Origin of the sequence: Streptomyces tuirus (genome assembly GCF_014701095.1) — a bacterium.
GTDB lineage: Bacteria > Actinomycetota > Actinomycetes > Streptomycetales > Streptomycetaceae > Streptomyces > Streptomyces tuirus.
Map to the genome: position 1 here is coordinate 5064316 of NZ_AP023439.1, position 14799 is coordinate 5079114.

Sequence of the window (14799 nt, forward strand, 5' to 3'; positions counted from 1 at the left end):
TCTGCCGAGGTGGCGATGGGGCTACCGGGGGTTTGTGGGGGAGTCGGAAGTGCTCTCGGGCTTGGTGTGGAGGATGTCGCGTGCCTGCTCCGCGGCGCGGGTGGAGCTCTCGGAGACGAAGTCGAGGAAACGGGCGATGTTCTCGAGGCGTGCGGCGGCCGGGGTGCCGGGGCCGAGGATGCCGACGCCCTGCCGCGCGGTCTCGACGACCTTGGCGATGGCCTGTGCGCTGGCCATCATCGACCGGTACCAGATGTCGTCGTCGACGATGTAGCGCTCGCGGCGGCCCTGGTCGGCCTCCCGGCGGAGGAAGCCCTGGCTGTCGAGGAACGTGACCGCCTTGGACACCGAGGCCGGGCTGACCTGGAGGCGCTCGGCCAGTTCGGACGCGGTGAGGCTGCCGGAGTCGGTCATGCAGAGGCAGGCCAGCACGCGGGACATCATCTTCGGCATGCCCGACGCCATCATGACGGTGGTGAACGTCTCCTCGTACTCGCGTACGGCCTCGGCGTCCCGTCCGTCGGACTGCGGGCGGGCCTTCGGGTCCCGTTGCGCGGGCTGCTTGCGGCGGGTGCGGCGTTCCGTGGCGCGATGGGCCAGGTCGGCGCGGTAGGCCGTGGGGCCGCCGTTGCGCATGACCTCGCGGGTGATCGTCGAGGTCGGGCGGTCCAGGCGCCGGGCGATCTCCGCGTAGGCGAGGCCGTCGGCGAGTCCCAGCACGATCTGCTGGCGCTCTTGCTGAGTGAGTCTGCCTCCCGGCATCGCGGCCTCCTTTGTGGTGCGTGATGTCCGCACCATAGCGTTCATCTTCATTTCATTGCAACGGAATGAGTGGTGGTGTTGCGTTAGGCGGCAGGGTCGTTGCAATGAAATGTCTGCTCTGAGCTGCCAGGACTGGCCTTGCGTGCAACGAAGTTGTTGCCTGCTGCGTGAATGCAACGTAGCTTTTCCATCGTTGGAAACTACGGAACGAAGTCACGTCAAGGAGAGCAACGATGCAGAAGTTCGACAGCCCCGCCCCCGTCTCGGCCGTCCTCGACATCCCCGCCGGACGCATCCGCCTCATCGCCGCCGACCGGACCGACACCACCGTCGAGGTCCTGCCCGCGGACCCCGCCAAGAGCCGCGACGTCAAGGCGGCGGAGCAGATCGAGATCACCCACCACGACGGCGCCCTGCGGATCGAGGCCCCCGCGGCGAAGAACCGCATCCTCGGCTCCTCCGGATCCGTCGAGGTCACCGTCCAGCTGCCTGCCGGATCCCGCGTCCAGGCCAAGGCCGCCGCCGCCGACCTGCGCGGCGTCGGACGGCTCGGCGACGTCGAGTTCGACGCCGCGCAGGGCACGATCAAGCTCGACGAGACCGGCAGCGCCCGCCTCACCCTGCTCGCCGGCGACATCCTGGTCGGCCGCCTGGGCGGCCCCGCCGAGATCAGCACCCAGAAGGGTGACCTCCGCATCGCCGAGGCCGTGACCGGCGCCGTCGCACTGCGCACCGAACAGGGCGACATCACGGTCGACGCCGCCCACGGCGTCTCCGCCGCCCTCGACGCCGGCACCGGCCACGGCCGGATCCACAACGCCCTCAAGAACACCGACGGCGCCGCCGGCCTGACCATCCACGCCACCACCGCCCACGGCGACATCACCGCCCGCAGCCTCTAGAACCCCACCGCCCGTCCGAAGGAGCACCTCTCATGACCGATCTGGCCATCGCGGCGAACGGGCTGCGGAAGTCCTACGGCGACAAGACCGTCCTGGACGGCGTCGACCTGGCCGTCCCGGAAGGAACGATCTTCTCCCTCCTCGGCCCGAACGGCGCCGGCAAGACCACCGCCGTCAAGATCCTCTCCACCCTCATCTCGCCGGACCCGACCAGCGGCGAGATCCGGGTCGGCGGCCACGACCTCACCGCCGACCCGCAGGCCATACGCGCCGCGATCGGCGTGACCGGTCAGTTCTCCGCGGTCGACGGTCTGATCACCGGCGAGGAGAACATGCTCCTCATGGCGGACCTGCACCACCTGCCCAGACGCGAGGGACGCCGCGTCGCCGCCGAGCTGCTGGAGCGCTTCGACCTCGCCGACGCGGCGAAGAAGCCCGCATCCACCTACTCCGGCGGCATGAAACGCCGCCTCGACATCGCCATGACCCTGGTCGGCGGCCCCAGGATCATCTTCCTCGACGAACCCACCACCGGCCTCGACCCCCGCGCCCGCCACACCATGTGGCAGATCATCCGCGACCTCGTCACCGGCGGCGTCACCGTCTTCCTCACCACCCAGTACCTCGAGGAGGCCGACGAACTCGCCGACCGCATCGCCGTCCTCCACAACGGCACCCTCGCCGCCGAAGGCACCGCCGAGGAACTCAAGCGCATCGTCCCCGGCGGACACGTCCGGCTCCGCTTCACCGACCCCGCCGCCTACCGGAACGCCGTCACCGCCCTGGGCGACACCACTCGCGACGACGAAGCCCTCGCCCTCCAACTCCCCAGCGACGGCAGCCAGCGCGCACTGCGCACCATCCTCGACCGTCTCGACGCCGCAGGGGTCGAAGCGGACGAACTGACCGTGCACACCCCCGACCTCGACGACGTGTTCTTCGCCCTGACGGGCACCACTGACCAGCCCAAGGAGACGGCCCGATGACCTCCCTCTCGCTCGCCGTGCGCGACTCGGCCACCATGCTGCGCCGCAACCTGCTGCACGCCCGGCGCTACCCGTCCCTCACGCTGAACCTGCTGCTCACGCCGATCATGCTGTTGCTGCTCTTCGTCTACATCTTCGGCGACACCATGAGCGCGGGCATCGGCGGTGGCGGTCCGGACCGCTCCGCGTACATCGCCTTCGTGGTCCCCGGCCTGCTGCTGATGACCATCGGCAGCACCACGATCGGCACCGCGGTCTCCGTCTCCAACGACATGACCGAGGGCATCATCGCCCGCTTCCGGACCATGGCCATCCACCGCGGCTCGGTCCTCATCGGGCACGTCATCGGCAGCGTGCTGCAGGCGGTCATCAGCGTGGTGCTCGTCGGCGCCGTCGGTGTGGCCATCGGCTTCCGCTCCACCGACGCCACCGTCGTGGAGTGGCTCGCGGCCTTCGGACTGCTCGTGCTGTTCGCGACCGCGCTCACCTGGATCGCGGTCGGCATGGGCCTGGTCAGCCCGAACGCCGAGGCCGCCGGCAACAACGCGATGCCCCTCATCCTGCTGCCGCTGCTGTCCAGCACCTTCGTCCCGCTCGACGCGATGCCGGGCTGGTTCCAGCCGATCGCCGAGTACCAGCCGTTCACCCCGGCCATCGAGACCCTGCGCGGCTTGCTGCTCGGCACCGGGATCGGCCACAACGGATGGCTCGCCCTCGCCTGGTGCCTCGGCCTCGCCGTGCTCGGCTACTTCTGGTCGGCCTCGAAGTTCAACGACGACCCGAAGTAGCCCCGGGTCAACGCCGCGCGGCAAGGCCGTAGCCCACCGGGCCAACGACCCCGCGCGGCAAGGCCGTAGGCCTCCGGGCCGAACCCACGCGGCAAGGCCGTAGCCCACCCGGTCAACGACCTCGCGCGGCAAGGCCGTAGGCCTCCGGGCCGATCCCGCGCGGTAAGGCCGTAGCCCACCCGGCCAACGGCCCCGCGCGGCAAGGCCGAGCCCACCCGGCCAACGACCCCGCGCGGCAAGGCCGAAACGCGCCCCCAAGCGCGCTCGCGAACCCTTGACAGTGGTTGCACGCGCGTCAAATCTGGGCGCAGACCGCTCGCCCCAAGGGGAGGCGAAGATGCCTGCAGCGCGGGAATCTCTACTGGACGCCGCGTACACGGCGCTGGTGCGCCGGCCGTGGTCGGCCGTACGGATGGTGGACGTGGCCGCGGCGGCCGGAGTGTCCCGGCAGACGCTGTACAACGAGTTCGGCAGCAAGGACGGCCTCGCCCGGGCGCTCGTCAGGAGAGAGGCCGACGGATTTCTCGCCGGGGTGGACCGCGCCCTCACCGGGCCGAGCGATCCCCGCGACCGGCTCGCCGCCACCGCCGAGTGGACCGCTTCGGCCGCCCGGGAGAACCTCCTCGTCCGCGCCATGCTCACCGGCTGCTGGAGCGAGCGGCTGCCCGCCCCGGCCCTGACGGCCGTGCCGTCCACCTCTGCCGTGCCGGCCCAGCGCCGCGCCGACGGGCCGCTGCCCTCACCCGGCGACTTCGTCGCCCTCGTCCGCGACCGGGCCGTCGGCCTCCTGGCCGGCCCCGGCACGGCCAAGTCCGACTCCGCCGACCTGGCCCGCTCCTGCGAACTCGCCGTCCGGCTGGCCCTGTCGTGCGTGGCCGCACCACCCGGCGAGGGCGGCGTCGCCGACCTGGTCCGCAGCGCCCTTCAGCGGCAGGCGAGGTGACGAAGCGTCAGTGCGCCGATCCCGACAACTGCAGCCCGACCACGCCGATGATGACGAGACTGATCGACACGATCTTCAGCGTGGACACCACGTCGCCCAGGAAGATCATGCCGTAGATGGCCGTTCCCGCAGCCCCGATGCCGGTCCACACCGCGTACGCGGGACCCACGTCGAGCCGTCTCAGCGCCAGGGTCAGCAGTCCGAAGCTGCCGAGGGCGAAGATGCAGAACGCGACCGTCGGCCACAGCCGGGTGAAGCCGTGCGACAGCTTCAGACACACCGCGAAGCCGGTCTCGAGCAACCCGGCCACGATGACCAGCAGCCACGCCATGAGTCGTCCTCCCGTATCCCACGTTCAGTGACCGCTTCGTCGGTTCCGTCGCGCTCGTCAGGCTTTGGCCAGGCTCGCGTCCGGCTTGGGTGCGATTATGCACTTACCGTCCGCACGCCAGGACAAACAACGCGGAGGTCAGTCGCCTTCCTTGCGCTCGCGCGTGGCCAGCAGCCGGCGCAGCGAGTACAGCCGCGCCGGATCCGCGTGCCCCTCGGCCACCCACGCGTCCAGCGCGCAGTCCGGCTCGTCGTGGCTGCACGCGCGCGGACAGCCCTCGGTGCCCGGCTCCAGGTCGGGGAAGGCGTGGATGACCCGGGACGGGTCCACATGGTTGAGGCCGAAGGACCGCAGGCCCGGGGTGTCGATCACCCAGCCGTCGCCGCCCGACAGGGGCAGCGCCAGCGCCGAGGTCGTGGTGTGCCGGCCGCGGCCCGTCACCGCGTTCACATGGCCCGTCGTACGCCGCCGCTCCTCGGGCACCAGCGCGTTCACCAGGGTCGTCTTGCCGACCCCGGAGTGGCCGACGAACGCGGTGATCTTGCCGTCGAGCTGCTCCCGCACCCGGGCGAGGGCGACCCCGCTCTCCAGTTCCGCGCGGCTGGTGACCACGTAGGGGATGTCGAGGTCGCCGTACAGCTCCAGCAGTTTCTCCGGCGGGGCGAGGTCCGACTTGGTCAGCACCAGCAGCGGATCCAGGCCACCGTCGTAGGCCGCGACCAGACAGCGGTCGATCAGCCGGGGGCGGGGCTCCGGGTCGGCGAGGGCGGTGACGACTGCCAGTTGGTCGGCGTTGGCGACGACCACCCGCTCGAACGGATCGTCGTCGTCGGCCGTGCGGCGCAGTACGGACGTGCGCTCCTCGATGCGCACGATCCTCGCCAGGGTGTCCTTCTTGCCCGTCAGGTCACCGACGAGAGCCACGCGGTCGCCGACCACCGCTGCCTTGCGGCCCAGCTCGCGGGCCTTCATCGCCAGGACCACGCGGTCCTCGACGAGGCAGGTCAGACGGCCCCGGTCGACGGTGAGGACCAGGCCCTCGGCGGCGTCCTCGTGCTTGGGGCGGATGTTCGTCCGGGGCCGGGTGTTCCGGCGGCCCGGACGGGTGCGGATGTCGTCCTCGTCGGTGTGCTTGCCGTAGCGCCGCATGACGTGATCCCCGCGTCCTACGCCCCGAGCATCCCGGTCCACAGATCGGGGAAGTCGGGCAGCGTCTTGGCCGTCGTCGCGACGTTCTCGATCTGCACGCCCTCCACCGCGAGTCCGATGATCGCGCCGGCTGTGGCCATGCGGTGGTCGTCGTAGGTGTGGAAGATCCCGCCGTGCAGCCGGCGGGGGCGGATGTGCAGACCGTCGGCGGTCTCCGTGACGTCGCCGCCGAGTTCGTTGATCTCCTTGGTCAGCGCGGCCAGCCGGTCCGTCTCGTGCAGCCGCAGGTGGGCCACGCCGCGCAGCGTCGACGGGGAGTCCGCGAGGGCCGCGACCGCCGCGATGCCCGGGGTCAGCTCGCCGACCTCGCCCAGGTCGACGTCGATGCCGTGGATCGAACCGGAGCCGGTGAACACCAGCCCGTACTCGGTCAGTTCGCAGGAGCCGCCCATCTCGGTGAAGATCTCGCGCAGCCGGTCGCCGGGCTGGGTGGTGCGCGAGGGCCAGTCCGGGACGACGACCTTGCCGCCGGTCACCAGGGCCGCTGCGAGAAACGGCTGTGCGTTGGACAGGTCCGGCTCGATGACCAGGTCGCGGCCGAGCAGGGCCCCCGGCGAGACCCGCCAGACGTTCGGCTCGCCGCCCGACTCGGGCGTGTCCACCTGGGCGCCGACCGCGCGCAGCATGTCGACGGTCATGCGGATGTGCGGCATGGAGGGCAGCGTGGCGCCGGTGTGGCGGACCTCGACGCCCTGGTTGAAGCGCGGCCCGGACAGCAGCAGGGCGCTCACGAACTGGGACGAGGAGGAGGCGTCGACGGCGACCGTGCCGCCTTCGAGGGCGCCGTTGCCGTGCACGGTCATCGGCAGGGCGCCGCGGCCGTCGTCGTCGATACGGGCGCCGAGCTGACGCAGCGCGTCGATGACGCCGTTCAGCGGACGCTCGTAGGAACGGGGGTCGCCGTCGAACCGGACGGGGCCGTCGGCGAGCGCGGCGACCGGCGGCAGGAACCGCATCACCGTGCCGGCGTTGCCGACGTCGACCGCGGCCGGGCCGCGCAGGCCCGAGGGGATCACCCGCCACGCCTCGCCGGTGCCGTCGGGGCCCACGCCTTCCTCGATCTCGATGCCCATCGCGCGCAGCGCCCCCGCCATCAGCAGGGTGTCCCGGGAGCGCAGGGGGCGGCGCAGCCAGCCGGGCTCGGAGGCGAGGGAGGCGAGGACCAGGGCACGGTTGGTGACCGACTTGGACCCGGGCACGTGGACCGTCGCGTCGACGGCTCCGCTCGCGTGCGGGGCGGGCCAGAGGGCGGTGTCTGCGGTGTTCGGGGCCATGGCCCCACTTTATAAGCCAGCCGACTTCCGAGTGCGGCGCCGTCGGCGCCGGTCGCGCCCGCGTGGTGGAGCCGCACACCACGGGGGCCACGCGCCCCTCGGGCCGGCCGTCACATCTCCAGCAGCCAGCGCCCGCCGCCGATCAGCGAGCACAGCGACACCGCGTGGAAGAGGAAGAACCACAGCCCCGCCGGTACGTGCGTCAGCCGCGACAGCTGGTCCGCGTCCGAGTCGCCGGCCCCGCCCCGGGCCCGCTTCGCCTGGAGTTCGAAGGCCGGGCGGACTCCGCCGATCAGCAGGAACCACACCACCGCGTACGCGAACGCCGCCTGGACCTGGGGCCCGGCCAGCCAGGACACCAGCACGAACAGACCGCCGGTGACGAGCATGGTCAGGGCGCCGTAGGCGTTGCGGATCATCACGAGCATGGCCAGGAGCAGGGCCGTGGCCAGCCACAGCAGCAGGGTGATGCGGCCGCCGCCCAGCAGGGCCGCGCCGCCGAGGCCCAGCAGGGGCGGGGCGGTGTAGCCCGCGGCGGCGGTGAGGATCATGCCGATGCCGTGCGGCTTGCCGCGGCTGACGGTCAGGCCGCTGGTGTCCGAGTGCAGGCGTATGCCGGTGAGGGTGCGGCCGGTGAGCAGGGCCACGAGCCCGTGACCGCCCTCGTGGGCAATGGTGATGGCGTTGCGGGAGATGCGCCACAGGCCGGGCGGGATCACCACGGCGAGCGCGGCGCCCAGAGTCGCGATCACCACCCACAGATCGGGGTCGGGCTGCGTGCCGGACACCTCGTCCCAGAGGGAGGCGAGCGAGGCGGTTGCGGTGCTGTCCATGTAAGGCGTTGGCTCCCTGTGGGCGATCCAATGGGTGCGGCGCGCAGCGCCGTCGTTGAGGGGTGGTGGTCGGGCGGCGGGTGGGCCTGGCAGTGTGGCACGTATGTGCGGACGGTATTCAGCGAGTCGTAGGCCAGAGGATCTCGCAGGAATCTTTGAGATCGAGAAGTGGGAGCCCGAGGAGACCCTCGCGCCGGACTACAACGTGGCACCCACCAAGGAGGTCTACGCCGTCCTGGACCGCCCCCTGAAAGACGCGGACGACCCGCGGCCGGTTCGGCAGCTGCGCACGCTGAAGTGGGGACTCGTCCCGTCCTGGTCGAAGACCCCCGAGGGCGGCGCCCGGATGATCAACGCCCGCGCGGAGACCGTCCACGAGAAGCCGTCCTACCGCCGCGCCTTCACCTCCCGGCGCTGCATCCTGCCCGCCGACGGCTACTACGAGTGGGTCACCGGCACCCAGGAGCGCGAGCTGGAGGTCGAGGGCAAGAAGAAGCGGCCCCGCAAGCAGCCGTACTTCGTGACACCGGCCGACGGGTCGGTCTTCGCGATGGCCGGGCTGTACGAGTTCTGGCGCGACAGGACCCTGCCGGACGATCACCCGCAGGCCTGGTGGGTGACCTGCTCGGTCATCACCACGGAGGCCGAGCAGAGCCCCCTCGCGGTGTCCCCGGCCGACGGGCCGCGGGCGCTCGCCGAGATCCACCCCCGGATGCCGCTGATGCTGACGCCCGACCGCTGGGACGCCTGGCTGGACCCGTCCCGCACGGACGCCGACGACCTGCGCGAGCTGCTCGCCCCGCCGCCCGGCGGGCTGATGCGGGCCTACCCCGTCGCCACGGCCGTCAGCAACGTCCGCAACAACGGGCCGGAGCTGCTGAAGGAGCTGGAGGGGCCCGAAGAGGGCACACTCTTCTGACGTGACGCATGTGACGAAGACGGCCCCCACGAGCACCGAGACCGTCGAGACCGACGCCGGAACCGCCCGTATCACCTGGCACGAGGCGAAGAAGGCCCGGCTGGTCCTCGCCGTCAGTCACGGCGCGGGCGGCGGCATCGAGGCCCGCGACCTGACCGCCCTGGCCGAGGCCCTGCCCGCCCACGGCGTGACCGTCGCCCGGGTGGAGCAGCCCTGGCGGGTGGCCGGGAAGAAGCTGGCACCCGCGCCCGGGACCCTGGACACCGGCTGGCGCGGCATCTGGCCCGCGCTGGCGGAGTCCGGGCTGCCGGTGATCTCCGGAGGGCGCAGCGCCGGGGCCCGGGTGGCCTGCCGCACCGCGACCGAGCTGGGCGCCCACGCCGTGCTCGCGCTCAGCTTCCCGCTGCACCCGCCGGGCAAGCCGGAGAAGTCCCGCGCCGACGAGCTGCTGGGCTCCGGGGTGCCCACCCTGGTCGTGCAGGGCGGCAACGACCCGTTCGGGAAGCCGGCGGAGTTCCCCGAGGGGACGTACGCGCTCGTGGAGATCCCGTACGGGGATCACGGCTTCGCCGTGCCGAAGCGTGCGGACATCTCGCAGGACGAGGCCGTGGCAGTCATCACGGACGCGGTCGTGGAGTGGACGGGGTCACTCGGGTAAAGCTTCGGGAATGCCGGGGCGGCGGTCACTGTTGTGCGGGACGTACGTGCTGGAGACCAGCGCCGACGTCGTAGGAGAGGGAGTCCGCCGCATGGGTTCGACCATCTGCCCGACCCGCAGCAGCCGCGCCGACCTGGACTGGACGGTGCTGCACGCGGCCAGGACCGCCCCTGTCCGGGCGGCGGGCGGACCGGATCGTCGTCTATCCTCCGATTCGGGTGAGACCGGTCTCGGTCTCACGAGAACACTCGAGGAGGTGGGTCCGGTCACTGGGACCGACGCAGGGGCCGACAACGGCCGGTCGGAGCAGCCCGAGAGCCAGGGCGGCACGGGCGCGGAGACGGCCGCGGAGCGCAGCGCGCGCTTCGAGCGGGACGCGCTCGAGTTCCTCGACCAGATGTACTCGGCCGCGCTGCGCATGACGCGCAACCCGGCCGACGCCGAGGACCTGGTGCAGGAGACGTACGCCAAGGCGTACGCGTCCTTCCACCAGTTCCGCGAGGGCACCAACCTCAAGGCGTGGCTGTACCGGATCCTCACCAACACCTTCATCAACTCGTACCGCAAGAAGCAGCGCGAACCTCAGCGCTCCGCGGCCGAGGAGATCGAGGACTGGCAGCTCGCCCGCGCCGAGTCGCACATGTCGACGGGCTTGCGCTCCGCGGAGTCGCAGGCGCTCGACCACCTGCCCGACTCGGACGTGAAGGAAGCGCTCCAGACGATCCCCGAGGAGTTCCGCATCGCGGTCTACCTGGCGGATGTCGAGGGCTTTGCCTACAAGGAGATCGCCGACATCATGGGGACACCCATCGGTACGGTGATGTCCCGGCTGCACCGGGGCCGCCGTCAGCTGCGCGGCATGCTGGAGGACTACGCCCGTGACCGCGGGATGGTCCCGGCCGGCGCCGGAGAGTCGAACGAAGCGAAAGGCTCGGGGTCATGAGCTGCGGAGAGCCGCACGAGACGGATTGCAGCGAAATCCTCGATCATCTCTACGAGTTCCTCGACCGTGAGATGCCGGACTCGGACTGCGTGAAGTTCGAGCACCACTTCGAGGAGTGCTCGCCCTGCCTCGAGAAGTACGGGCTCGAGCAGGCCGTGAAGAAGCTCGTCAAGCGCTGCTGCGGGCACGACGACGTGCCGGGTGACCTGCGGGACAAGGTCATGGGGCGGATCGACCTGATCCGCTCCGGCCAGGCCGTCCCCGAGCAGGACATCACGGCCTCGCCCGCCACGCCCCAGGAGTCCTGACACTCCCGCGCCTTTGGACCCACCCCGCCTCTGCGGGGTCAGTCCCCCCCGAACACGTCACTCGAACGTGCTAAACCGCGGGCTATCGACCCGCGGAACCCCCTGCCGCCGTCCTAGGCTCCGATGCCTGACGGACATGGCCGGGGGAGGGGCTCATGGAAGCGGTACCGGCACGGGCACGTGTCTACATCGCCTGTGTCGCCGTGGCCGCGCTGCTCTGCCTGCTGCCGCTGCCGGGCGTCCGCACGCCCTGGTGGGCGGCCGCGCTGCTCGCGGCGCTGTACGCGGTGTGCGAGCGCGTGGCCAGGTCCCGGTTCGTGGGGATCTCCCACCCGGCCGGGACCTTCTACCCCGTCCTGCTCGCCGGCGCCTTCCTGTTGCCGGCGAGCGCCGCCGCGCTGGTGGTCGTGCCCGGCGCGCTGCTCTCCCAGGTCGCGCAGCGGCCCGTGGCGCTGCGGCGGGTCTGGCGGGCCGCCCAGCTCGTCCTCGGCGTGTGGGCCGCGGCCGAGGTGCACCGGCTGCTCGGCGGGCGCGACGCGGTCGCGGCGGGCGACGTCCCGTACGCCCTCGGCCCGGCCGGAGCGGCCGTGCTGGCGTTCTGCCTGGTGCTCGCGCTGCTCGACGCCGGCATCCTGGCCCTGGCGGAACGGGTGCCGGTACGGCGGGCCTGGCGCGGCCTGGTGGCCCGCTCGCTCGCGCCGATCGCCGTGCACGGCCTCGCCGGGCTGATGATGGCCGTCCTCTGGCGCAGCCCCTACGGCCCCGTCTCCGCGCTGCTCGTCCTGCTGCCCATGTGCGTCTCGTGGTGGGCGTTCGCGCAGTACCACCGGGAACGCGCCGCCCATCAGGCGACCATCCGGGCGCTGGTGCAGGCCGTCGACATCAAGGACGGCTACACCCGCGGGCACAGCGAGCGCGTCGGGCAGGCCTCCATGATGATCGCGCGCGAGCTGGGCATGGCCGACGAGCGCGTGGAGGTGCTCCGCTTCGCCGGGATCCTGCACGACGTCGGCAAGCTGGGCGTGCCCACCCGGCTGCTCAGAAAGGACGGGCCACTGACACCCGAGGAGCGGCGGGTGATCGAGCTGCACCCCGAGTACGGGCACGAGATGGTGCGCGGCATCGGCTTCCTCGGCGAGGCCCGCGCCGCCGTGCTGCACCACCACGAGCGGCTCGACGGCAGCGGGTACCCCTATGGCCTGGTGGGCCGTCAGATCCCGGAGTCCGCACGGGTGGTGGCCGTCGCGGACGCCTTCGACGCCATGACCTCCACCCGCAGCTACAGCAGGGCCCGGCCCGTCTCCGTGGCCCTGGCGGAGCTGGAGCGGTGCGCGGGCAGCCAGTTCGACCCGGTGATGGTCGCGGCGCTCGTCGAGGCCGTCGGGCGCGCGGGATGGCACCCCGCGGTGACCGCCGACGACGAGGAGACCCGCCCGTCCCGCGTGCCCCCGCCCGGCACCCGCCTGGCCGGCCGTCCGGGAGCACACCGATGAGCGCCTACCGGCCGCCCCCGCTCCTCACCCTCGTCCACGCCTGCGCCGCCCTCTTAGCGACCGGCTCCCTCGTCGTCACCCTCCACCACGGCCTGGAGGAACGCCGGGTCGCCCTCGCCTTCGGCGTCCTCGTCACCGTCGGCGAGCTCACCCGGCGCAACGGCGCCCGAGTCCGGGAACCGGCACCCCTCGGGGCCGCCGCCGCCCTCTCCTACGCCCTGCTCGGCGAGGCCGGCGGACGGGCCAGCCACCACGGCCCCGCCCAGGTCGTCACCGTCGTACTGATCGCCTCCCTGCTCGGCAGCGTCCCGCATGTCGCACGCGGGCAGGGGCCCACCCTCGACCACCTCGCCCGCCGCGTGCTCACCGTCGGATTCGTCGCCGTCTGCTTCCAGCCCCCGTACAGCCGGGGCATGTTCGACGACTGGGGCGGTCCCGCCTACGCCCTGCTCCTCCTCGCGCTGCTGTCCCTGACCGCGCTGTGCGACGCGGTGCTCGCCGCCGCCCTGGCCCACACCCGCACCGGCTGGCCCTTCGGGCCGGTACTGCGGGACGAGATGCGGGCCGTGTACGGCATCGGGTCCGCCGTCATCGCCACCGGGGCGGTGATGGCGCTGGCGGTCGCCGTGGTGGGGCTGTGGGCGCTGCCCGTGTTCTCCGTGCCGCTGCTGCTCGCCCAGATGGCGTTCCGCCGGTACGCCGCCGTCCGGGCGACCTACCGGCAGACCATCGCCTCCCTCGCCCGGGCCACCGAGGTCGCCGGATACACCCCGGCCGGGCACGCCCGGCGCGTCGCCGTGGTCAGCAAGGCGGTGGGGCGCGACCTGGGCCTGACCCAGCCCGAGCTCGCCGTCCTCGAGTACGCCGCGCTCATGCACGACATCGGCCAGCTCAGCCTCGTCGACCCCGTTCCGGCGGGTGCCACCGCCGCGCTGCCCGTCGCGGAGCAGCGGCGGATCGCCCTGCTCGGCGGAGCCGTCGTACGGCAGACGGGCGTCGACGAGGCGGTGGCCGTGGTCGTGGAGCGGCAGGCCGACCCCTACGCCGAGCAGCCGCTCGCCGCGCGAATCGTCCGGGCCGTGAACGCGTACGAGGAGAAGTCCCGGGAAGGAGGGCCCGGCGGGCCGCTGACGGCGCTGGAGGAACTCCGGCTCGCCACCGCCGGGACGTACGCCCCGGAGGTGGTGGAATCACTGGCCCGGGTACTGGCAAGGAGCAGTCTGACCCTGCCCGTGGCTGGGTAACCCATGGGTAATGAGCGCCCTCGAGGCCGTACATGGTTGGATGCGAAGGAGAAGGTGTCCGGGGGCTCGAAACACAGCTACGGCCAGCCCACCGCACGGAACTGGCAGGCGGGAATCGTGAGGATCTTCGGCAAGGGACGGCACCGGCCCTCCGCCTCCTGGCGGCAGGCCACGGACCGGGCGTTCACCCTCATCGGCGACGGCCGGTACGAGGACGCAGGCGCACTGCTGACACGTGCCGCCGATCTGGAGCCCTGGCTTTCCGAGTCCTGGTTCAACCTCGCGCTGCTGCACAAGTTCCGGCACGACTGGGAGCAGGCGCGGGCGGCCGGACTCAGGGCCGTGGCGCTGCTCGACCGGGACGCCGGCGCCCCCGACTGGTGGAACGTCGGCATCGCCGCGACCGCGCTCCAGGACTGGCCGCTGGCCCGGCGCGCCTGGCAGGCCTACGGGCTGCGGGTGCCGGGGGCGGCCAACGACTCCGGTGAACCCCTCGGCATGGACCTCGGCAGCGCGGCCGTACGGCTGTCCCCGGAGGGCGAGGCCGAGGTCGTGTGGGGGCGCAGGCTGGACCCCGCGCGGATCGAGGTGCTGTCCATCCCGCTGCCGTCCTCCGGGCGGCGCTGGGGAGAGGTCGTCCTGCACGACGGGGTGCCGCACGGCGAGCGGACGACCGCCGCCGGGCACACGTACCCGGTGTTCGACGAGATCGAGCTGTGGGCGCCGTCGCCCGTGCCGACGTGGGTGGTGCTGCTGGAGGCGGCGACCGAGGCGGACCGGGACGCGCTGGAGCAGCTGGCCGCGGACGCCGGGTTCGCCGCGGAGGACTGGTCCTCGTCGGTGCGGTTGCTGTGCCGGATGTGCTCGGAGTCACGGATGCCGTCGGACGAGGGCGACGGGGAGCATCTCGACCCGCACGATCACAGTGAGCCGGGGCATCCGGGGCCGCTGGGGCACCGGACGGACGGGCAGCTGTGGGTCCCCGAGCGGGAGTGCGGGCTGGCTGCGCCGGCTGCGCTGGTCCGGGGGCTTCTGGACGGGTGGGTCGCCGACAGCCCGGATTCTCGCGACTGGCGGGATCTGGAAGAGGTCTGTTAGCGCCGTTGCCGGGTGCGGCTGCGTCGTGGTTGTTCGCGCAGTTCCCCGCGCCCCTGAGGGGGCGCCTTCCCCGTACCCTGTATGAGCATCCCGGGTTGGATTTGTTCA

16 protein-coding genes are annotated in these 14799 nt (G+C 72.2%); 11 read left to right on the forward strand and 5 right to left on the reverse strand.

All coding sequences use genetic code 11. The features are described 5' to 3' along the window. Positions 1–21 precede the first annotated feature (21 nt). Positions 22–762 (reverse strand): GbsR/MarR family transcriptional regulator, encoded by a 741-nt coding sequence (locus tag IGS69_RS23400; protein WP_190902491.1) that lies wholly within the window; start codon positions 760–762, stop codon positions 22–24. Positions 763–995: 233 nt separating this feature from the next. Between IGS69_RS23400 and IGS69_RS23405 the strand changes: the two genes are divergently transcribed. From IGS69_RS23405 to IGS69_RS23420, 4 genes are all read left to right on the forward strand, one after another. Continuing rightward, complete coding sequence (locus IGS69_RS23405; protein ID WP_190902492.1) at positions 996–1664, forward strand: DUF4097 family beta strand repeat-containing protein; 669 nt, start codon at positions 996–998, stop codon at positions 1662–1664. A 32-nt stretch (positions 1665–1696) separates the two neighbouring features. Continuing rightward, a complete protein-coding gene (locus IGS69_RS23410) occupies positions 1697–2650 on the forward strand; it encodes an ATP-binding cassette domain-containing protein (protein WP_190902493.1) in 954 nt (317 codons plus the stop codon). Further along, on the forward strand, positions 2647–3438 hold the full coding sequence (locus tag IGS69_RS23415) for an ABC transporter permease (protein ID WP_190902494.1): 792 nt from the start codon (positions 2647–2649) through the stop codon (positions 3436–3438). Before IGS69_RS23410 ends, IGS69_RS23415 begins: the two co-directional genes overlap by 4 nt. A gap of 337 nt (positions 3439–3775) precedes the next feature. After that, positions 3776–4381, forward strand: a complete 606-nt coding sequence (locus IGS69_RS23420) for a TetR/AcrR family transcriptional regulator (protein ID WP_190902495.1) — start codon at positions 3776–3778, stop codon at positions 4379–4381. 7 nt (positions 4382–4388) lie between these two features. On the opposite strand, the gene IGS69_RS23425 is transcribed toward IGS69_RS23420, so the two are convergent. The 4 genes from IGS69_RS23425 to IGS69_RS23440 all read right to left on the reverse strand — a co-directional run bounded on the left by IGS69_RS23425 (position 4389) and on the right by IGS69_RS23440 (position 8028). After that, positions 4389–4712 carry a DMT family transporter gene (locus tag IGS69_RS23425; protein WP_190902496.1) on the reverse strand — a complete coding sequence of 108 codons (324 nt, stop codon included), beginning with the start codon at positions 4710–4712 and terminating at the stop codon, positions 4389–4391. Between the two features lie 138 nt (positions 4713–4850). Beyond that, on the reverse strand, positions 4851–5861 hold the full coding sequence (gene rsgA / locus IGS69_RS23430) for a ribosome small subunit-dependent GTPase A (protein ID WP_190902497.1): 1011 nt from the start codon (positions 5859–5861) through the stop codon (positions 4851–4853). 17 nt (positions 5862–5878) lie between these two features. Then, on the reverse strand, positions 5879–7195 hold the full coding sequence (gene aroA, locus IGS69_RS23435) for a 3-phosphoshikimate 1-carboxyvinyltransferase (RefSeq protein WP_190902498.1): 1317 nt from the start codon (positions 7193–7195) through the stop codon (positions 5879–5881). A gap of 110 nt (positions 7196–7305) precedes the next feature. Continuing rightward, positions 7306–8028 (reverse strand): M50 family metallopeptidase, encoded by a 723-nt coding sequence (locus tag IGS69_RS23440; protein WP_190902499.1) that lies wholly within the window; start codon positions 8026–8028, stop codon positions 7306–7308. 103 nt (positions 8029–8131) lie between these two features. On the opposite strand from IGS69_RS23440, the gene IGS69_RS23445 reads away from it, so the two are divergent. The 7 genes from IGS69_RS23445 to IGS69_RS23475 all read left to right on the forward strand — a co-directional run bounded on the left by IGS69_RS23445 (position 8132) and on the right by IGS69_RS23475 (position 14691). Beyond that, positions 8132–8947 (forward strand): SOS response-associated peptidase, encoded by an 816-nt coding sequence (locus IGS69_RS23445; protein WP_190902500.1) that lies wholly within the window; start codon positions 8132–8134, stop codon positions 8945–8947. 1 nt (position 8948) lies between these two features. Beyond that, positions 8949–9605 carry an alpha/beta hydrolase family protein gene (locus IGS69_RS23450; RefSeq protein ID WP_385863454.1) on the forward strand — a complete coding sequence of 219 codons (657 nt, stop codon included), beginning with the start codon at positions 8949–8951 and terminating at the stop codon, positions 9603–9605. A gap of 256 nt (positions 9606–9861) precedes the next feature. Continuing rightward, positions 9862–10548, forward strand: coding sequence for an RNA polymerase sigma factor SigR (gene sigR, locus IGS69_RS23455; protein WP_190904612.1), 687 nt, complete (start codon positions 9862–9864; stop codon positions 10546–10548). Beyond that, positions 10545–10856: a mycothiol system anti-sigma-R factor gene (gene rsrA, locus IGS69_RS23460; RefSeq protein WP_190902501.1), complete on the forward strand. Its 312-nt coding sequence runs from the start codon at positions 10545–10547 to the stop codon at positions 10854–10856. The genes sigR and rsrA overlap by 4 nt, the downstream gene beginning before the upstream one ends. Before the next feature lie 155 nt (positions 10857–11011). Then, the gene (locus IGS69_RS23465) at positions 11012–12349 is read left to right on the forward strand and encodes an HD-GYP domain-containing protein (RefSeq protein ID WP_190902502.1); all 1338 of its coding nucleotides are present in this window, start codon (positions 11012–11014) and stop codon (positions 12347–12349) included. Next, positions 12346–13593, forward strand: a complete 1248-nt coding sequence (locus IGS69_RS23470) for an HD domain-containing protein (RefSeq protein WP_190902503.1) — start codon at positions 12346–12348, stop codon at positions 13591–13593. The genes IGS69_RS23465 and IGS69_RS23470 overlap by 4 nt, the downstream gene beginning before the upstream one ends. 117 nt (positions 13594–13710) lie before the next feature. Beyond that, positions 13711–14691 (forward strand): tetratricopeptide repeat protein, encoded by a 981-nt coding sequence (locus IGS69_RS23475; protein ID WP_190904613.1) that lies wholly within the window; start codon positions 13711–13713, stop codon positions 14689–14691. Positions 14692–14799: the final 108 nt, after the last annotated feature.